This is a genomic window from Virgibacillus sp. NKC19-16, assembly GCF_021560035.1.
Classification (GTDB): Bacteria; Bacillota; Bacilli; order Bacillales; family Amphibacillaceae; genus Virgibacillus_L; species Virgibacillus_L salidurans.
The window spans coordinates 2,144,365-2,164,501 of sequence record NZ_CP074373.1 but is presented as its reverse complement, the minus strand read 5'-3'; the positions used below and the strand labels follow the sequence as shown (position 1 = coordinate 2,164,501).

The 20,137-nt window shown below is 38.9% G+C and carries 16 protein-coding genes and 1 other annotated feature; of the genes, 12 read left to right on the top strand and 4 right to left on the bottom strand.

The genetic code is table 11. The annotated features are described in order from the left end of the window. The first annotated feature begins 380 nt into the window (after positions 1-380). The 3 genes from clpX (at position 381) to yihA (ending at position 4,812) form a co-directional block, all read left to right on the top strand. On the top strand, positions 381-1,661 hold the full coding sequence (gene clpX / locus KFZ58_RS11190; RefSeq protein ID WP_235791395.1) for an ATP-dependent protease ATP-binding subunit ClpX: 1,281 nt from the start codon (positions 381-383) through the stop codon (positions 1,659-1,661). Positions 1,662-1,910: 249 nt separating this feature from the next. After that, a complete protein-coding gene (gene lon / locus KFZ58_RS11185) occupies positions 1,911-4,241 on the top strand; it encodes an endopeptidase La (RefSeq protein WP_235791394.1) in 2,331 nt (776 codons plus the stop codon). Beyond that, a complete protein-coding gene (yihA, locus tag KFZ58_RS11180; RefSeq protein WP_235791393.1) occupies positions 4,228-4,812 on the top strand; it encodes a ribosome biogenesis GTP-binding protein YihA/YsxC in 585 nt (194 codons plus the stop codon). Before lon ends, yihA begins: the two co-directional genes overlap by 14 nt. Positions 4,813-5,287: 475 nt before the next feature. On the opposite strand, the gene KFZ58_RS11175 is transcribed toward yihA, so the two are convergent. Next, positions 5,288-5,779: a LiaI-LiaF-like domain-containing protein gene (locus KFZ58_RS11175; RefSeq protein ID WP_370642268.1), complete on the bottom strand. Its 492-nt coding sequence runs from the start codon at positions 5,777-5,779 to the stop codon at positions 5,288-5,290. Positions 5,780-5,999: 220 nt separating this feature from the next. Here KFZ58_RS11175 and hemA point away from each other — a divergent pair, with 220 nt between their 5' ends. The 7 genes from hemA (at position 6,000) to KFZ58_RS11140 (ending at position 13,712) form a co-directional block, all read left to right on the top strand. Beyond that, the gene (gene hemA, locus KFZ58_RS11170) at positions 6,000-7,373 is read left to right on the top strand and encodes a glutamyl-tRNA reductase (RefSeq protein WP_235791391.1); all 1,374 of its coding nucleotides are present in this window, start codon (positions 6,000-6,002) and stop codon (positions 7,371-7,373) included. 127 nt (positions 7,374-7,500) lie between these two features. Then, the gene (gene hemC, locus KFZ58_RS11165) at positions 7,501-8,430 is read left to right on the top strand and encodes a hydroxymethylbilane synthase (protein ID WP_235791390.1); all 930 of its coding nucleotides are present in this window, start codon (positions 7,501-7,503) and stop codon (positions 8,428-8,430) included. After that, positions 8,430-9,197, top strand: coding sequence for a uroporphyrinogen-III synthase (locus tag KFZ58_RS11160; RefSeq protein ID WP_235791389.1), 768 nt, complete (start codon positions 8,430-8,432; stop codon positions 9,195-9,197). Before hemC ends, KFZ58_RS11160 begins: the two co-directional genes overlap by 1 nt. Before the next feature lie 2 nt (positions 9,198-9,199). Continuing rightward, entirely contained in the window at positions 9,200-10,174 is a 975-nt protein-coding gene (gene hemB, locus KFZ58_RS11155; RefSeq protein WP_235791388.1) for a porphobilinogen synthase, read from the top strand. 36 nt (positions 10,175-10,210) lie between these two features. Then, positions 10,211-11,497 carry a glutamate-1-semialdehyde 2,1-aminomutase gene (hemL, locus tag KFZ58_RS11150; RefSeq protein ID WP_235791387.1) on the top strand — a complete coding sequence of 429 codons (1,287 nt, stop codon included), beginning with the start codon at positions 10,211-10,213 and terminating at the stop codon, positions 11,495-11,497. A gap of 131 nt (positions 11,498-11,628) precedes the next feature. Continuing rightward, a complete protein-coding gene (gene spoVID / locus KFZ58_RS11145; RefSeq protein WP_235791386.1) occupies positions 11,629-12,642 on the top strand; it encodes a stage VI sporulation protein D in 1,014 nt (337 codons plus the stop codon). Between the two features lie 65 nt (positions 12,643-12,707). Next, positions 12,708-13,712 (top strand): protein kinase family protein, encoded by a 1,005-nt coding sequence (locus tag KFZ58_RS11140; protein WP_235791385.1) that lies wholly within the window; start codon positions 12,708-12,710, stop codon positions 13,710-13,712. Here KFZ58_RS11140 and KFZ58_RS11135 read toward each other — a convergent pair. Beyond that, positions 13,709-13,897 carry a YszA family small membrane protein gene (locus tag KFZ58_RS11135; RefSeq protein WP_235791384.1) on the bottom strand — a complete coding sequence of 63 codons (189 nt, stop codon included), beginning with the start codon at positions 13,895-13,897 and terminating at the stop codon, positions 13,709-13,711. The genes KFZ58_RS11140 and KFZ58_RS11135 overlap by 4 nt on opposite strands. A gap of 138 nt (positions 13,898-14,035) precedes the next feature. After that, positions 14,036-14,263, top strand: a binding site (T-box leader). Between the two features lie 49 nt (positions 14,264-14,312). Here KFZ58_RS11135 and KFZ58_RS11130 point away from each other — a divergent pair. Beyond that, entirely contained in the window at positions 14,313-16,958 is a 2,646-nt protein-coding gene (locus KFZ58_RS11130) for a valine--tRNA ligase (protein WP_235791383.1), read from the top strand. A gap of 15 nt (positions 16,959-16,973) precedes the next feature. On the opposite strand, the gene KFZ58_RS11125 is transcribed toward KFZ58_RS11130, so the two are convergent. Together KFZ58_RS11125 and KFZ58_RS11120 are read right to left on the bottom strand one after the other, a co-directional pair. Beyond that, positions 16,974-17,846 carry an ATP-grasp domain-containing protein gene (locus KFZ58_RS11125; RefSeq protein WP_235791382.1) on the bottom strand — a complete coding sequence of 291 codons (873 nt, stop codon included), beginning with the start codon at positions 17,844-17,846 and terminating at the stop codon, positions 16,974-16,976. Between the two features lie 9 nt (positions 17,847-17,855). Beyond that, a complete protein-coding gene (locus tag KFZ58_RS11120; RefSeq protein WP_235791381.1) occupies positions 17,856-18,743 on the bottom strand; it encodes an ATP-grasp domain-containing protein in 888 nt (295 codons plus the stop codon). Positions 18,744-18,800: 57 nt separating this feature from the next. Here KFZ58_RS11120 and KFZ58_RS11115 point away from each other — a divergent pair, with 57 nt between their 5' ends. After that, positions 18,801-20,078: a bifunctional folylpolyglutamate synthase/dihydrofolate synthase gene (locus tag KFZ58_RS11115; RefSeq protein ID WP_235791380.1), complete on the top strand. Its 1,278-nt coding sequence runs from the start codon at positions 18,801-18,803 to the stop codon at positions 20,076-20,078. The last annotated feature ends 59 nt before the right edge of the window (positions 20,079-20,137 follow it).

The window sequence follows — 20,137 nt, the reverse complement described above, 5'->3', positions numbered from 1 at the left end:
ATGCTGACTACTAATGCAATTTAGCGGAGTAACCGGAGCGAATCCCTACTCTCAACCAGCAAAGGATTGTCACTACGCCATCTTTTATATCAACTACAAAGAATAAAGCTACAATATTTACGAATAGATTCTACACGATTTAACGATTTTATTTTAGAATGTAACATATAGTAAGTATTAAGGTTTGACTTTTTCATGACGTCAGATAATATAAGTTTATGATTACGGATCGATACATCACAGAAGCCTCTTTTTCGTAAATATGAAATATAGGAATGTATTTTGTTTTGTTTTTTAATTTTGATCTGATATGATGACTTTAATGTTGAATGCTAAAGTGAAACTTAGGAGAAGATCTAAACTTTCAGGGGTGAGATTAAATGCGTAAATATAACGAAGAAAAAGGACAATTGAAATGTTCGTTTTGTGGAAAGAGTCAGGATCAGGTTCGTAAGCTAGTGGCCGGTCCAGGCGTTTATATATGCGATGAATGTATTGAACTTTGTACAGAAATCGTTGAAGAAGAACTCGGAACAGAGGAAGAAATAGAATTAAAAGAAATTCCAAAGCCAAGGGAAATCATGGAAACATTGGATGATTACGTGATTGGTCAGGATAAAGCCAAGAAAAATTTATCTGTAGCAGTTTATAACCATTATAAACGCGTTAATAGTCCATCAAATTCCGATGATGTAGAAATTGCTAAGAGTAACATTTCCATGCTTGGTCCGACTGGTAGTGGTAAAACATTGCTGGCACAAACGTTAGCACGTATTATTAATGTACCTTTTGCAATGGCAGACGCAACCTCCTTAACAGAGGCCGGCTATGTTGGTGAGGATGTTGAGAACATTCTTCTAAAATTAATACAAGCAGCGGATTATGATGTTGAAAAAGCTGAAAAGGGTATTATTTACATCGATGAAATTGATAAGGTTGCACGTAAGTCAGAAAACCCTTCAATTACACGCGATGTTTCCGGTGAAGGTGTGCAACAGGCATTGCTTAAAATTATTGAAGGTACTGTAGCAAGTGTTCCTCCACAGGGAGGTCGTAAGCATCCGCATCAGGAATTCATTCAAATCGATACCACAAATATTCTATTCATTGTTGGTGGTGCATTTGATGGTATAGATCAAATTGTGAAACGTCGGCTTGGTCAAACCGTAATTGGCTTTGGCGGTTCCAATGATAAGGGTCAAGATCTAGGAGTAGGAGAATTACTTCAAAGAGTATTGCCGGAGGATCTCCTGAGTTATGGACTTATCCCGGAATTTATTGGAAGAATACCCGTTGTGGGAAGCTTGGAACCGTTGGATGAATATGCATTAGTACAAATTTTAACAAAACCGAAGAATGCGCTTGTAAAACAATATGAGAAGCTATTTGAAATGGATGATGTTGAATTAGAGTTTGAAGAAGATGCGCTTGTAGAAATAGCTAAAAAAGCGATCGAACGTAAAACTGGAGCTCGTGGTTTGCGGTCAATTATTGAAAGCATTATTCTTGATGTTATGTTTGAGTTACCGTCACGAGAAGATATAGAGAAATGTGTGATAACATCTAACACGGTTAAAGAAGAAAATGGCAGCCCTAAGCTTATTTTTAGAGACGGAACTGTACGAGAAGGAAATAAAACACTTCCTAAAGAGAGCGCCTAAATAAAGCTTTCGATTTATATCCGGGACTGACTAGGCATAACTCCTTATTTTACACGTTAGTGCAGGGAGCAATGCATCTAGTCAGTCCTTATTTTTTGGTCCGTACATAAAAAAGGCGATACTTGGTATAATAAAAAGAGTTAAGCGTGTTATATTTTTCCATATATATTTACAAATGAAGTAGTTTTCTTTAAACTTTAAGAACATATGCAAGTATAAATAATAAGACATACAATGGAGGTACATACAATGGCAAAAGAAACTACCCAGGTTCCCCTCCTTCCATTACGCGGATTACTTGTATTTCCATCAATGGTTTTGCACCTTGATGTAGGTAGAGATAAGTCTGTAGCAGCATTGGAACAAGCGATGATGGGTGATCAAACTATATTTCTTGCAGCCCAAAAAAAAGTTAGTCTGGAAGAACCTGACACAAAAGATATTTATCAGATCGGGACGTTAGCGAAAGTAAATCAAATGCTTAAACTCCCGAATGGTACTCTCCGGATTCTAGTAGAAGGAATACACCGTGGAGAAATAGTTCAATACATTGACAATGAAGAAGAATTTGTTGTAGAAATTGAAAAATTGGAAGATGTTCACGGAGAAAAGAACGAAGAAGAAGCTCTAATGCGTACGTTATTACAGCAGTTTGAACAATACATAAAGCTTTCCAAAAAAATTACTACTGAGACACTTGCGACCGTTTCTGATATAGAGGAGCCAGGAAGGCTTGCAGATATTATCACATCCCATCTATCTTTAAAAATAAAAGATAAACAGGAATTGCTGGAAATCCAAGATATCAAACAAAGGCTACAGTATCTAATTAAAATGATTTCCAATGAACAGAAGGTCCTTGATTTAGAACAAAAGATCGGTCAGCGTGTAAAAGGTTCTATGGAAAAGACGCAAAAGGAATATTATTTACGTGAGCAATTAAAGGCAATTCAAAAAGAACTTGGTGAAAAAGAAGGCAAAACAAGTGAAGTTGGTCAATTAGATGAAAAAATTGAACTATCGGATATGCCTGAAGCCATAAAGAAAGTAGCGAAAAAGGAACTGGGAAGGTATGAGAAAGTACCACAAAGTTCTGCGGAGAGCTCTGTTATCCGTAACTATTTAGAATGGCTTCTTGCATTACCATGGACACAAAAAACAAAAGACACGATTGAGATTCAGAGAGCGGAGAAAATACTTGATACAGATCATTATGGTCTGGATAAAGTGAAAGAACGCATCTTAGAATATTTGGCAGTACAAAAGCTCACCAATTCTATAAAGGGTCCCATTCTTTGTCTTGTAGGGCCTCCCGGAGTAGGAAAAACATCACTGGCTAAATCAATTGCACGCTCGATAAACAGAAATTTTGTTAGAATCTCTTTAGGCGGTGTTCGTGATGAGGCCGAAATAAAAGGGCATCGTAGAACGTATATAGGTGCAATGCCTGGTAGAATTATTCAAGGAATGAAAAAGGCGGAAACAATTAATCCGGTGTTTTTATTGGATGAAATTGATAAGATGTCAAATGATTTTCGTGGCGATCCATCATCAGCGATGCTAGAAGTGCTTGATCCGGAACAAAATAGTAACTTCAGTGACCACTTTATTGAAGAGACATATGACCTGTCCAATGTTCTATTTGTTGCAACCGCAAATTATGTAACCAATATACCAGGTCCATTATTAGATCGAATGGAGCTTATTTCCATCGCTGGTTATACAGAATTGGAAAAGCTGCACATTGCTAAAGAACATTTATTTAAAAAACAATTAAAAGAAAATGGATTGAAAAAAACAAATCTGCAAATTCGGGATGACGCCCTGTTAAAACTCATTCGCAAGTACACACGTGAAGCGGGTGTCAGGAACCTGGAACGATCGCTTGCTACATTGTGTAGAAAAGCCGCAAAAATAATTATTTCCGGTGAGAAAAAACGGGTCGTCATAACTGAGAAAAGCCTTGAAGAATTACTTGGCAAGCCGCTTTATCGTTACGGTCTCATGGAGCAAGAAGATCAGGTTGGTGCTGCAACAGGATTGGCCTATACTGCAGCGGGTGGTGATACCTTATCCATTGAGGTTTCCCATTATCCGGGTAAAGGCAAGCTTACCTTAACGGGAAAACTTGGCGATGTCATGCAGGAGTCCGCACAAGCAGCATTTAGCTATATCCGCTCAAGAGCTGGTGAGTTAAATATCGCTCCTGATTTTCACGAAACCTATGATATTCATATTCATGTACCTGAAGGAGCGACACCAAAAGACGGTCCTTCAGCAGGTATAACGATGGCCACAGCTTTAGTATCTGCACTCACAGGCAGAGCAGTGAAAAAAGAGGTAGGTATGACTGGTGAGATTACACTGCGCGGACGAGTGCTTCCAATTGGCGGGTTGAAAGAAAAATCGCTAAGTGCACATCGTGCAGGAATAACTACCATTATCATCCCTGAAGAAAATGAAAAAGATATCGATGATATACCGGAAAGTGTACGTAATAGTTTAACCTTTATTAAGGTGGGACATTTAGATCAAGTCTTGGAACATGCGCTTGTGGAGGAAGAAAATGAAAGTAACTAATGCAGAAATCGTAATTAGTGCCGTTAGTCAGAAGCAATATCCCAATGACCATCTTCCGGAAATTGCATTAGCAGGACGTTCTAATGTAGGCAAATCGTCATTCATTAACAAACTGATCAATCGTAAAAATTTAGCAAGAACGTCATCTACGCCTGGTAAGACACAAACATTAAACTTTTATAAAATAAATGATGCCTTTTACTTTGTTGATGTTCCAGGTTATGGCTATGCCAAAGTTTCGAAAAAGGAACGTGAAAAATGGGGCCAAATGATGGAGGAGTATTTTCAAACTAGAGATACGTTAAAGGCAGCTGTATTAATTACAGATGTCCGTCATGAGCCACCTAGTACTGATGTACAAATGTATGATTTCCTAAAATATTACGAGCTTCCTGTACTTGTTGTTGCTACAAAACTTGACAAGATTGCAAAAAACAAAAGAGGGCAGTATATAAAGCGGACAAAAGAAACATTGCAAATGGAACCGGAAGATGAGATCATTCCTTTCTCTTCCGAAACCGGTGAAGGAAAAGACGAGTCCTGGGGTCTTTTGAAGAAATATCTAAGATAAAGCACAAAGCTCCCTTGTAACGATGTATTGTTCAACAAGGGAGCTTCTCTTTTTTTGGCTCTTATCGTAAGTATTGTTGCTTTTAAATCTTCGCTGTTGATATAAAAGACGACGTAATTACTGTTTGCTATAAACGCCGTTCGGATTAGCGAAGGGCTGATGCGCATCCTTAGGGAACGGCCTCAGCCTCCTCGCGGAAGACCACCGCTGCGGGGTCTTCGGACAGGTTATTCTGAGCAGGAGTCACCGCCCTTCGCTAACCCGAACTGGTGAGACCCGGAGTGCGTAGCACGAGAGGCTCTCCAGCGGCCCTAAGGTGCGCGAAATGTGTTTCCGCAGTGAATCCAAGCACCCAACCATCTAGAACGAGAGACTTCTCACGAGAAGGAATTTTCACTACGTAGCATTTTTAAGCAACAAATGTTTTCGGTGGGACGAACCTTTGGTGCAGTCCCAATCTTTTAGGATATGGGCTTTATTTTTTCTTCCTTAATAAATAAATTCCTATGATAATAAGTGCTATCGGCCAATAATCTTCTATATAATCAATGACAATGTAGATCCAATCAAGCCACTCGGGCACCTCAATGGAAAAGATTAAAATAATAGAAATACCTATAAGCAGAATACCAGCGAATAATCCATCACGCGTCTGCATATAACGAATAATGAATGCAATCCCTATAATAAGGAGATAAACAGCCCAATGGTCGATCCAAAAGCTATAGTGTTGGAGGCCATGTAAGTGGATCCCTATACTTAAAATAATCGTACCCATAAATAAAAGCTGGTATTTCTTTTTTGTATAACTATATAGCAGTAATGAAACTCCAATAATAATCAGCAATGTAGGCAACGAATAAAAATCAGTAAAGATAGGGATTCTTAACTGTCTAAGCAGAAAAAATAATCCAATCCCGATTAATATATATGCCGCAAGTGAGTTTCTCTTCTTCAAGTCATACACCTCAAGTCAGTTATAAATTGATTTCTTGCTAATTGAACACGGTTATGATAAAGTACATCCCGAGTTCAATATCTATACGGTTTATCCTATCATATTGTTTCAGAAACTGTTCACATTTTCAAAAAAAAGTGATCGAATCCTATGATATAATGAAGATATATATGGTTTAACATATGTTCGTCGTGAACATATTGCTAAAGTTTTGGTGGGGGTAGATAAAGTGCATATATTGAAAGTTGGATTTAATTACAAAACAGCCCCTGTAGAAATTAGGGAAAGACTCACATTTTCAGAACAATCTCTTCATGAAGCAATGAAGATGTTAAAAGACAAGAAGAGTATTTTGGAAAATGTGATCGTTTCTACATGTAATCGTACGGAAATTTATGCAGTGGTTGATCAAGTACACACAGGGCGTTATTATATAAAAAAATTCTTGGCCGATTGGTTTCAAATTGATAAAGAAGATTTCTCTACTTATTTACGGATTACCGAAGATGACGGTGCATTTGAGCATTTGTTCCGGGTATCTACAGGGCTTGATTCGATGATTTTAGGTGAAACGCAAATTTTAGGTCAGGTAAAGAAATCATTTTTAACATCACAGAAGATGGAAACGACCGGGACTATCTTCAATGAACTTTTTAAACAGGCAATCACCTTTGGGAAACGAGTACGAAAGGATACAGCAATAGGAGCACACGCAGTTTCAGTAAGTTTTGCGGCTGTTGAACTAGCCAAAAAGATATTTGGAGACCTAAAGAGTAAGCATGTTGTCATCCTTGGTGCTGGAAAAATGGGTGAGCTTGCGGCTAAAAATCTTCAAGGATCAGGTGCAACCGACATTACAGTTGTAAATAGATCTTTTGAAAAAGCAGAAGAGTTGGCTGCCAGATTCGATGCAAAGCCAGAACATACAGATAACTTAGTAGATGTGATGGTAAATGCAGATATCTTAATTAGTTCTACTGGTTCAGAGACTGCTCTATTAACGAAGGAAATGGTAGAATCGATACAAAAGCAACGTAAAGAAAGACCGCTTTTCCTTGTCGATATTGCAGTACCAAGAGATCTGGATCCAGCTATCAGTGAATTGGAAAATGTATTTTTACATGATATAGATGACTTACAGCATATTGTTGATGAGAATCTTGAATCGAGAAAAGAAGCAGCTGAAGAAGTTGAAATAATGCTCGAAGCAGAAATTGTTGCATTTAAAGAATGGTTAAAAACGCTAGGTGTCGTTCCTATTATTTCCGCTTTGCGTCAAAAGGCGCTATCCATTCAAGGGGAAACAATGGAGAGTATTGAAAGAAAAATACCGGATTTAACGGAACGTGAGAAAAAAGTATTAAATAAGCATACGAAAAGTATCATTAACCAATTATTAAAAGAACCGGTTACACAGGCGAAAGAACTTGCTGCTACAGATAGAGCAGATGAAGCACTAGACCTGTTTGTAGACATTTTTGGAATTGAAGAGGAAGTAAAGACCGAAATTGATAAACAAGCAGAAAGCAATGATACCATTTCAAAATTAAAAAAGGAAAAGAAGATAGCCTTTCCTATAATCGAGAAAATAACCAGCATGTAAGCAGAATGATTAACGTTATGTTTTAAACTAACCAGAAGGCGAGTGTTCAGCTTTCTGGTTAGTTCGTATGATTTGGGACAGTCGCCCGTTTTTAATTAGCAAATTTTTAACCTTTAGGAGGATTATGATGCGTAAGATCGTCATTGGATCAAGAAAAAGTAACCTAGCCTTAACACAGACGGAATGGGTAATCGATCAACTAAAGCAAGCTGGACTACAGAATGAATTTGAAGTAAGAAAAATCAGCACAAAAGGTGATCAAATTCTGGATGTTACATTATCAAAAGTAGGTGGCAAGGGTCTGTTTGTGAAAGAAATTGAACAAGCTATGTATAATAAAGAGATTGATTTCGCTGTACATAGTATGAAAGATATGCCATCTGAAATGCCGGAGGGGTTGATGATCACTACCATTCCCGTAAGAGAGGATCATCGTGATGCATATATCGCAAAAAATAATGTTGCATTAAAAGATTTACCTGCTGGAGCAATTGTTGGGACTAGTAGTCTGCGTCGGCAAGCTCAGATTGCAGCAGCAAGACCTGATGTTATGATCAAGTGGATTCGTGGAAATATTGAAACACGTTTGAGGAAATTAGAGGAAGAGGATTTTGATGCGATTATTCTAGCTGTATCCGGATTAAAGCGTGTCGGATTGAGTGAAGAACTCATAACAGAATACCTTGAACCGGATGTTTGTGTTCCAGCTGTTGGGCAAGGTGCATTAGCCATAGAATGCCGCGAAGATGACCATGAGTTGCATCAATTACTGGCTAGGATCAATGATGAACATACAACTAGAACTGTCACAGCGGAAAGAACGTTCCTGCACCTACTTGAAGGTGGTTGTCAGGTGCCCATTGGTGGTTACGCTTATTTAGAAGGTAAGAATATTATTTTAAATGCATTGGTAGGTACACCGGATGGGAAGACGTTGCTTAAAGAAGAGGTTCGTGGTACAGATCCAAAAGCTGTCGGAGAGGAAGCCGCGAACAAACTTATTAACCAAGGCGGAAAAGAGATTATCGATCAGGTGAAAGAGGAGCTTGACCAGTAATGTCGATTTCATTACATGAAAAAAAAGTCCTGATAACAAGAGAAAAAAAGCAGGCAGAAGCGTTCTCTAGTAAAGTTCTAGCATATGGCGGGATACCGATTGAGGTTCCTCTTTTGAAGATCTTATGTAAGGATCTTAGGGAGAACAAACGAATTCTTGAGAATGTAGATCGATACGAATGGATTTTTTTCACGAGCTCTAATGGCGTAAATTGTTTTTTTCAATTAGCTAAACGCTATCAAGTCAATAACGAAATTTTTAAAAACAAGAGATTAGCTGCTGTTGGTCATAAAACAGAAAATGCATTAAAAAATTTTGGTTTCACCGCCGATTTTGTCCCGACAACATATAACGCAGACACGATGGCAAGCGAGTTTTTGTCTAGATATACAGTTTCAGATCCCATTTTACTGGTGCGGGGGAACCGTTCACGAGATGTTCTCCCTATTGAATTTTCCAAACATGGGATTCTGTATGATTCGGCTTGTGTTTATGAAATATCCTATAACTATCAAATGACAGATCGTTTAAATGCCATTTTGAGGGAAAATACATTTGATTTTGTAACATTTACAAGCCCGTCGACAGTCGAGGCGTTTGTTGAAATGACAGCGGTCCCGAGCGATGTAACATGTGTATGCATTGGGACGACGACTCAAAAGCGTGCGTATGAATTAGGCTTCACTTCCATTTTAACAGCGGAAGAATTTACAATAGATGGTATGTTACTGTGTATAAGTAATTATATCGCAGAGGAGGAGTTTTGATAATGACAAAAGATTTCAACCGTCATCGCAGGTTAAGGTCATCCGCCTCGATGCGCGCTTTAGTTCGTGAAACCCATGTACGTACAGAAGATTTCATTTACCCACTATTTGTGGTGGAAGGGGAAAATATTAAAAATGAAGTCCCGTCCATGCCAGGAGTATTTCAAGTCTCGCTTGACCTGTTGCATGATGAAGTGAAAGAGATTGATGAACTTGGAATAAAAGCGTTGATGCTTTTCGGTGTTCCGATGGAGAAGGATGAAGTGGGTACAGGCGCTTTTCATGACCATGGTATTGTACAAGAAGCGACTAGGCTTATTAAACGGGATTTTCTAGAGATGCTCGTCGTTGCAGATACATGTCTATGTGAATATACATCACATGGCCATTGCGGGGTTATCCATAACGGTGATGTTGATAATGATGAGTCACTTAAACTACTAGCTGACACGGCGGTATCCCAGGCTACAGCTGGAGCAGATATTATTGCACCATCAAATATGATGGATGGATTTGTAAAAGTGATTCGACAGGCGCTGGATGAGGCAGGCTTTACAAACATTCCAATTATGTCTTATGCGGTAAAATATTCCTCCGCTTTTTATGGTCCTTTCCGAGATGCAGCTGACAGTACACCACAATTCGGTGATCGAAAAACCTATCAAATGGATCCGGCTAACCGTCTGGAGGCCCTGCGTGAGGCGCAGTCAGATATCGAGGAAGGTGCAGACTTTCTTATCGTCAAACCAGCACTATCCTATCTTGATATCGTACGCGATGTCCGGAATAACCATAACGCTCCCGTTGTTGCTTATAATGTAAGTGGTGAGTATTCCATGGTAAAGGCAGCAGCCCAAAATGGCTGGATTAATGAGCAAGAATTAGTAATGGAAAAATTAACGGCCATGAAACGCGCGGGAGCAGATCTTATCATCACATATTTTGCAAAAGATGCAGCAAAATGGTTGAATGAATAAAGAGCAAAATAAAAAATGCAGTTAGGGTGATTAATTGTGAAAAACTTTAATAACTCGGTAGACGCTTATAAGGAAGCGGTTGATTTAATGCCTGGTGGAGTGAACTCACCAGTTCGGGCATTTAAATCTGTCGGCATGTCACCAATTTTTATGGAGCATGGTAAAGGCTCTCAAATTGTTGATATTGATGGCAATGAATATATTGACTATGTACTAAGCTGGGGGCCCCTAATTCTGGGGCATGCCAACGCGCGTGTGGTGTCCAAGCTACAAGAAGCAGCTGCCAAAGGGACAAGTTTTGGCACATCAACCATTATGGAAAATAAGCTTGCAGAGCTTGTTGTTGATCGTGTTCCTTCGATTGAAATGGTTCGCATGGTAAACTCCGGAACAGAGGCAACGATGAGTGCGCTGCGTGTAGCCAGGGGATACACAGGAAGAGACAAAATCTTGAAATTCGAAGGGAATTATCATGGACATGGTGACTCTCTATTAATTAAGGCAGGCTCTGGTGTCGCAACGTTAGGATTACCTGATAGTCCGGGCGTCCCTGAATCCATTGCAAGAAATACGATAACAGTACCATATAATGATGTTGAAAGTGTCCGTTATGTATTTGAACAATATGGTGAGGATATCGCTGCAGTTATTGTCGAACCTGTTTCAGGGAATATGGGCGTTGTTCCGCCACAAGAGAATTTCCTGCAGGATTTACGCAGAATCACGGAAGATAATGACACGTTATTAATTTTTGATGAAGTAATGACCGGTTTTCGTGTAGGGTATAATTGTGCACAGGGTCACTTTGGTGTAACACCCGATTTAACCTGTCTTGGAAAAGTTATTGGTGGTGGCCTCCCAGTGGGCGCATATGGAGGTAAACGCGAGATTATGGAAAATATTGCCCCAACCGGGTCCATTTATCAAGCTGGGACATTATCCGGGAACCCATTAGCTATGACAGCAGGATATGAAACACTGCGGGCACTAAGTGAATCCTCCTACCAGGAAATTAACCAGAAAGTCGATAAATTGATGGAAGGCTATAAACAAGCTGCAAGTGATTTTCAAATACCACTTCACATTAATCGCGCAGGTTCGATGGTTGGTGTTTTCTTCACAGATGAACCCGTTATTAATTTTGAGACAGCACAAACAGCTAACCTGGATTATTTTGCTCAATACTACAGGGGTATGATTGAAGAAGGTGTTTTCCTGCCACCATCTCAGTTTGAAGGATTATTCCTGTCAACAGCACATACCGATCAAGACATTGATAAAACAATCCAAGCAGTACGTAACGTGTTTTCTAAAATTAAATAATATAAAAGCTATTCCATTTCATATCGGAATAGCTTTTTTCATTATATAAGCATAACACTTAAATTCAACTCATATAATTCTTAAGACATATAAGCTTATGGAATATTTTTTGCCTGAAAGGAGGAAGTCATTTGTCAAACGATCAGTCCGTATTCAGCTTTGAGCTAAATGAATCCCTTTATTTTGAAAAGGGACAGGAAGTTGCAGAAATAAGAGGGATTTCATTAGATCCGGAAATATCCATTCAATCTTTTAATGAGTATATTTCGATAAGAGGCGTCATTGAGTTACGTGGGGAATACCAAAAAGTGGAAAGTACAGAGGAAGAGCATTACTCGAATGATTTTGACGATTTTCATTCCAACCGTTTCATAGAAAGTGTAGTAGATACAGAGGACGGCGGGGCAGCATTTTCTCATCAGTTTCCAGTGGAAATCTCAATACCGTCATATCGTGTAACAGATTTAAACGATGTAACGGTAAATATTGCGTCCTTTGATTACGAAATACCAGATCAAAATCAATTAAAATTATATTCCACGATTGCAATTGACGGCATAAACGGTCCGACAGAAGTTCCTCGCGAAGAAGATGAGGAAGAGGTGGAAGAACAAGTGGGTGAAACTTTCCAATTTGAAATTAAGGAAGAGCCGGAAAAAGAGTCACCTGATGTAATCGAGTCAATAAACCCTGTAGACATTCCTGCATTATCCCCAGAAAAAGGAATAGAAACAGAAGAAGAATCGATAGAGGATGATCGATGGAAAAATAAAAAATCACAAACGCTAAAAGAATTCTTTGATAATTTATCATCTAAGGAGGAAGAGAGTTCACAGGGATCCTCAGAATCAACGGGAGAGAGTTCTCTCTATGATGACGCGGAATCATATGAGGTCTATGAAAGTGTGGATAGTCGCTCGGAATCACTTGAAGATGTAAGCTATCTAGCTGGTATGTTCAGAAATACGGAGGAAGAACAGTTTACAAAAATGAAACTTTGCATCGTGCAGGATAAAGATACGATAGAAACAATCGCAGAGCGTTACCAGATTTCTGCATTACAATTAATAAAACAGAATCAACTAGACGATGAATATACAGTATCAGAAGGACAATTGCTGTATATCCCATATAATAGGAAATAAAATCATACCCCTTGATTTAATGTTTCAAGGGGTACCCTAATTTCTAGTCCAGGTGGTGAATGAAAATGGAAGTGCTTAAAAAAGTGTTAAACTCCTATACTGTATATCCTTTAGCGATAGAAGAAGTAACAGAGAGATTATTTCGAGTGAGTGATGGACAAAGGGAGTACGCGCTGAAAATGAGTTTATTATCCAAGGAATCATTGGTAGATTTTGAAAATGTATACCATACGGCGTTTTCTAAAAATATATCTACCATCTTGCCGGTATATTTGACGAAAAACGGGAATCTTTACATGGAAATGGATCAAACCATCTTCTATTTAACCCCCTGGATAGAAACTCCCAATACGGAGAAGAATAGCCAGTTAATTGAGCACCTTTATAAAAATATGGGTACTGTGCATGCCAAAACAAAGCAGACACAATCGATTTCAACAGAAAGATTGATTCATGAATTCACTACATATAAAGCATTTTGCGAACATACATCGAAAGAATTTCTCGCATTTGTGGAGCAGTTTGAGAAAAATAGATTTATGTCACCATTCGAGTTATTGGTCTGTACACATTATCGCGATTTGGAATTTGCATTAAAGGAAATCACAAAACGGATTGAGCAGCTTATAGATGAACAGGAAGAAGAGACAACCTGGAATTTTAGTTTATGCCACGGTAATTTAAGATTCTCTCACACGCTAGGGGGACATGTAATTAATTGGGAAAATGCCTATTACGAAAATGCTGTTATGGATCTAGCAGCTTTTTTTAAACAAGAAGTAAGTCATTATGATCGACCACGCGTGGCACTCATGGAGCAGTTCTCGACATATAACCATGAAAATGAGTTGAATCAAAATGAGTGGCATCTGCTTATCATTTATTTATTAAACCCAACCAATTATCTAAAAATTGTACAGCAATATGTCGGAGACCCTTCTACGGATACGATGGTGAATCGTGTGAGAAAATTACAGCATGCCCATCGGCAGCTACTATTTGGCCTACAATTCTCTAGTTTTGTGGAGACTGAATATGAAACTTCTATCCTGGATGACCTTGAAAGTTAAATCCATTCCAAGTAAAATGCAATAAACAAACCGACTAAAAGCCCCAATAAAAATACATCTAATGTTGTGGGGAAAAATAATGTCCGGATCAATTGAAAGATTAAAATGGGTAATGTTACTTTTTCTATAACGATAATACAATGCCTTGCCCATGGTGGTAGTTTATAACGATAAAAACGCGCCAATTTAAATCACCTCTTTGTTAGCAGATTCACATCATGGTTTTTATCTTATATAATATGTATATAGGGACCGGTTTTGTGCAAAAATCATGAGTAATAGTTGACGAAATGGTTCCTTATGGATAAAATAAACATTAATATGAAAGTGCAGTGAGAGGGAAGCGTACAAAATAATCACCCACAGAGAGGGAATGGATGCTGAGAAGTTCCCGGAAACGATATTTTGGAAGGTCGCCCTTGATGCAGCATCTCTGAACGATAAGTAGGAGATTGCCGGTAATTTGCCGTTATCAATCAATGAAGTGTACAAATTTATGATGATTTGTAAACAAAGGTGGTACCACGGAATAAACCCTTTTCGTCCTTTTTTAGGATGGAGAGGGTTTTTTATTTATAGGAAAAGTAGGAGGCGTTTTTTATGGATGAAGAGCAAAAAAATTCACTGCCTTCCAAGTATTATCCAAAGGCAGTTGAAAAAGATCGGTATCAATTTTGGTTGAAAGGAAAATATTTTGAAGCAACTGGCGACCCGGAAAAGGAACCATTTACAATTGTTATACCACCACCCAATGTAACTGGAAGATTGCATTTGGGGCATGCATGGGATATGACAATGCAGGATACCATTTCCCGAATGAAACGGATGCAGGGATATGATGTATTATGGCTGCCAGGGATGGATCATGCCGGAATTGCTACACAAGCCAAAGTAGAAGCAAAGCTAAAAGAGCAAGGAAAAAACCGCTATGAATTAGGACGGGAAAAGTTTATGGAGACAGCCTGGGAATGGAAAGAGGAATATGCTGACTTCATCCGTTCACAGTGGGAGAGTCTTGGACTTGGACTGGATTATTCACGGGAAAGATTTACACTTGATGATGGCTTGTCGAATGCGGTAAAAGAGGTTTTTGTAACATTATACGAAAAGGGGCTTATCTATCGAGGGGAATATATTATTAACTGGGATCCCAAGACGCGAACTGCCCTTTCGGATATTGAAGTCATTTACGAAGAGGTTGAGGGTAAATTTTATCATATGCGCTATCCGATAAAAGATAGTGATGAAACGATTGAAATTGCGACAACAAGACCGGAAACCATGCTTGGTGATACAGCAGTGGCCGTTCACCCTAAGGACGAGCGCTACACACATTTAATCGGCAAAACGGTTATTTTACCGATTGTAGGGCGTGAAATAGAAATTGTAGCGGATGAATATGTTGATATGGAATTAGGCTCCGGTGCGGTTAAAATAACCCCAGCACATGATCCAAATGACTTTGAAGTTGGTAATCGCCATGACTTGGAACGCGTACTTGTTATGCATGAGGATGGTTCGATGAATGAAAATACTGGCAAATACGAAAATCTTGATCGCTTTGATTGCCGTAAACAGATTGTCAAAGATCTTCAAGACCAGGGTGTACTGTTTAATATAGAAGATCGCACGCATCAGGTTGGGCATTCCGAGCGAAGCGGTGCCGTTGTTGAACCTTACCTTTCAACACAATGGTTTGTAGATATGCAGCCACTGGCTGATGCAGCAATGGCACTGCAATCAAAGGAAGAAAAAGTAAATTTCGTACCGGAGCGTTTTGAGGGAACGTATTTACATTGGATGGAGAATATTCGCGACTGGGTAATCTCCCGTCAGCTTTGGTGGGGGCATCGTATCCCTGCATGGTATCATAAAGAAACGAAAGAAATATATGTTGGGAAAGAAGCGCCGGCAGATATTGAAAACTGGGAGCAGGATGAAGATGTTCTAGATACGTGGTTCTCTTCAGCGCTATGGCCTTTTTCAACGATGGGTTGGCCAGACGAAAATGCAGCAGATTTCAAACGCTATTTTCCAACAGATGTACTGGTAACCGGATATGATATTATTTTCTTCTGGGTAGCTCGGATGATTTTTCAATCGAAGGAATTTACGGACCAGAGACCGTTTAAAGATGTGCTCATCCATGGATTAATTCGTGATTCTGAAGGACGAAAAATGAGTAAATCACTGGGCAATGGTGTTGATCCAATGGATGTTGTTGAGAAGTATGGTGCAGATTCGCTTCGTTACTTCTTATTAACTGGATCTACACCCGGACAGGATCTACGTTTTCATTGGGAAAAAGTAGAATCCACATGGAATTTTGCCAATAAAGTATGGAATGCTTCCCGTTTTTCATTGATGAATATGGAAGAATTCACTTATGAAGATATCGATTTATCCGGGGAAAAATCCTTGGCTGATAAATGGATCCTAACTAGGTTGAATGAGACGATTGATCATGTTACAAAAAACACGAACAAATACGAATTTGGTGAAGCAGGCCGTCATCTATACAATTTCATCTGGGATGAGTTATGTGACTGGTATATTGAAATGGCAAAATTGCCATTGTACGGAGAAGACGAAGAGAAGAAAAATACAACTCGATCCGTCTTGGCCTATGTACTGGATCACACTATGCGCATGCTGCATCCATTTATGCCATTCATTACAGAAGAAATCTGGCAGCAGCTGCCGCGTTTTGGAGAATCAATTGCTATTGCTCCGTGGCCTGAAGTACGAAGCGAATTCCATGATGAGGTGTCGTCCCAAGAAATGAAACGACTGGTATCAATTATTAAATCTGTACGTAATATCCGAGCAGAAGTAGATACACCGATGTCCAAACAAGTGAAGCTGCTCATACAAGCAGAGGATAACACCATTGTTACGGAACTGGAGAGTAACCGGGAATACTTGGAGCGATTTTGTAATCCAAGTGAATTGATTATTTCAAGTCAATTGGATGTACCGGAGCAAGCGATGTCAGCTGTCGTAACAGGGGCTGAAATTTACCTCCCACTTGAAGGATTAATTGATTTTGACAAAGAAATAAAGCGGCTGGAAAAGGAATTGGATAAATGGAATAAAGAGGTTGAGCGTGTTCAGAAAAAGTTAGCAAACGAAGGCTTTGTGAAAAAAGCGCCACAAGCAGTTGTCGATGAAGAAAAACAAAAAGAACAGGATTATTTGGAAAAGCAAGCAAAAGTGAAAACTCGATTGGAAGAGTTAAAAGGTTAGAAAATAAGCGGAACTTCAGGTTAGCTTCCTGGAATTCCGCTTATTCATTTCTGATTTTATATGGGCTACATATTTTTCTAAAATATTTGCATTACTAACTGCACTCAATGTTCTTGATCCTACCACATCTTCTATTTCATTAAAGAGTAATTCTCCATTTAAGCCGATTAAAAAGTCTATACCTACCATATCAAAATTAAATTGACTTATAATTTTGTTTATTATAGCCAGTTCCTCCTCTTGAAGTTCATACAACCGGGCGGAGCCACCAAGTTTAAAATTGGCCCGGAAATCCTGGCTATTTTCCCGCAAGATCGCACCAATAATTTCTTTTCCCACCACAAACACGCGTAGATCCTTCCCCAGCTGTACGTGAGATGACTGGATAACGTAATCACCACGTATGGTTGACATACAATCGAGCCACACTTGTTCACTTTCTATATAATAAACCTGATTTCCACCCCTGCCAGCTGCTTCTTTTATGACTAACGGATAGGGAATAGGCGGTGAATTCGGTATTACATCTTTTTTGAAAAAAAACGTATCAACCATCGGAACATCAAGATCTATCATATGATGGTGGGTTAATGCTTTATCGTTACTGACGCGAGATACATCAGCTGAATTAAAAACGGTGAGACCACAAGTTTCCAGGTGTAAATTTAATAACGGTTCAATGGTGCGTACAATGGCAAAGGCTGGTTTAGAGACGGTTTTTCCATTTCGTTTAATGATTCGTTGATGATCCTGTACACCAATCGTTATTTCTTCCCGGAGGACTAATTCAAGTGATATATGCTGATACGCAGCTTCTTTGATAAACCAATCAATATAAGCGCTGTTTTGATCAACGTCTTTCCTGCTGTAAATTAACCATGCATGCATGTAAGCACCTCAATTCTTCTTTAGAATATAGTTCATAATATAATCAGCCACATTTATCCCGGTACAGTCATACATATTTCGAATATGCGCATTGGAGTTTATCTCACAGATTAAGGCGGATTGATCAGGTCCGTATAACAGATCCACTCCAGCAAAATCAGCTCCTATTGCTTTCGTGGCTGCAATGGCTAGTTTCTTTTCCTGATCAGTTGGGTGGTATGCTTCCATCGTTCCACCAGCGGAAACGTTTGAACGGAAATCATCAGCTGCATGTCGCTTCATCGCAGCTACAACTTTATCTCCGACAACATGCAGGCGCATATCTTTTCCATAGCTTGAGGCAATAAATTCTTGAAATAGAAAGGCTTTGCCCTGTAAGACCTGAACTTTTGTTTGTAATTCTTCTTTGGTATGTACTAAATAAACCTGCTGGCCAAAAGAACCGAAAGCTTCTTTTACAATCATTGGAAATCCCAGCGTATTAATTGCAGGTTTTATACTGCTTGTATCTAATGTTGCGTTAGAGAAAATCTTTGGTGCAATAATCGTTTTGGGAATTGGCAATTTTTTACTGGCTAAATGCTGATAGGAATCAATCTTATCATCACTGCGCTGAATTGCCACTGCACTGTTAAATACACGAACTCCCAGAGATTCCAGTTGTTTTGCCAAATAGATATCCTTATCAGCAAAAACAACATAATCAGGCAATGTCTGTCCTTGTTGGTGTAGCAGACTGGTTTCACCGGTGCCTAGATAAGAAAGCAGTTCATTGTTTTTATAAATCGTTGCTTGGCTGCCCTTCCTTGCTGCAGCACCTTGTATACATTTAGCAAAATCTAAAAATTTATTACCGGGTAAATTCCCGTTATATATAATCCATCCTTGTAAATTCACCTGAGAACGTCCTTTCTGCTATACTATTTAGTAATTGATGTAAAAGTGGGTGTACATATGTTTGAAAACTTTGAGCAGGTTGAAGCTTTTATTGCAAGTAGGAAATCACTAGGTATGAAACCAGGGTTAGATCGAGTTAAAGCATTACTTTCGTTAGTAAATAACCCTGAGAAGCGTATGCGGGCCATTCATGTTGCCGGAACCAATGGTAAAGGTTCGACCATCCAATTTCTAAAAGATGCCCTAAAAGCAGAGGGCTATCAAGTTGGTGTATTCACTTCACCTAGCATGACAGGAGTGACCGGTCATATCGTTTTGAATGACAGTAATATACCTGAAAAAACTTTTCTAGAATTATTGAACGCTATACATCCTGCCATTATGCAGTTAGATCGCCAATCTCAAGCTCCAACAGAATTTGAAATTATTACAGTACTTGCATTCATGTATTTTTCAAACAACACGGATATTGCTCTTATCGAAGCAGGGATGGGCGGACGCGGGGACACAACCAATGTATTCTCTCCCATTCTCTCCATTATAACAAATGTTGCAAGAGATCATACTGCTTTTTTAGGCGATACAACAGCAGAAATTGCATATCAAAAAGCTGGAATTATAAAAAAACACGCCCCAGTTATTAGTGGTCATATGGATAAGGAAGCATTGCATGTCATTGAAAAAGAAGCACGATTGCACGAGTCACAATTTTATCAGTTGGGAAGGGATTTCAGCTATACAGATCCGGAAAAAAATCAGGCTATACAGAAATTTTCATGGCATAGAGACAATGATTATAGCGCTAGTATTGCCATTCGAATGCAAGGAGAACATCAAATTAAAAACGCGTCAATTGCATATATGGCGTTGATACAATTAAATGATCTCGGGTACGTATTGGACTTGAAACGTGCGACAATAGCAATAGAGAATACACAGGTTCCCGGAAGGTTTGAGGTAATTCAGCGTGATCCTGTAATTATAATTGATGGTGCACATAATCCAGCAGGAATACAGGGCTTTATCGAAACGGTGGAGGAAAATTATCAGGCTAAAGAGCGACATCTTTTATTTGCTGCTTTTAAAGACAAAGAACTTGAAACAATGCTAAACCAGCTTAGTACTCATTTTTCTTCTATAACGCTAACTTCATTTGATCATCCACGCGCAGCACAAGCTGACGCGTTGTATCAAGCAACAAAAGCAGTTGAAAAAAAAATCTGCAATGATTGGGAAGAGGCGATAAAAAAAATGCTTGAACATAAGAATCACTATTATTTTATAACAGGCTCGCTAAATTTTATTGCAAGTGTAAGAAAATACGTTAAGCAGTAAAAAGAAACGTATATTATGTAGAACGATTTTTAAAGTAGGGTGACAATATTCGTCTTACT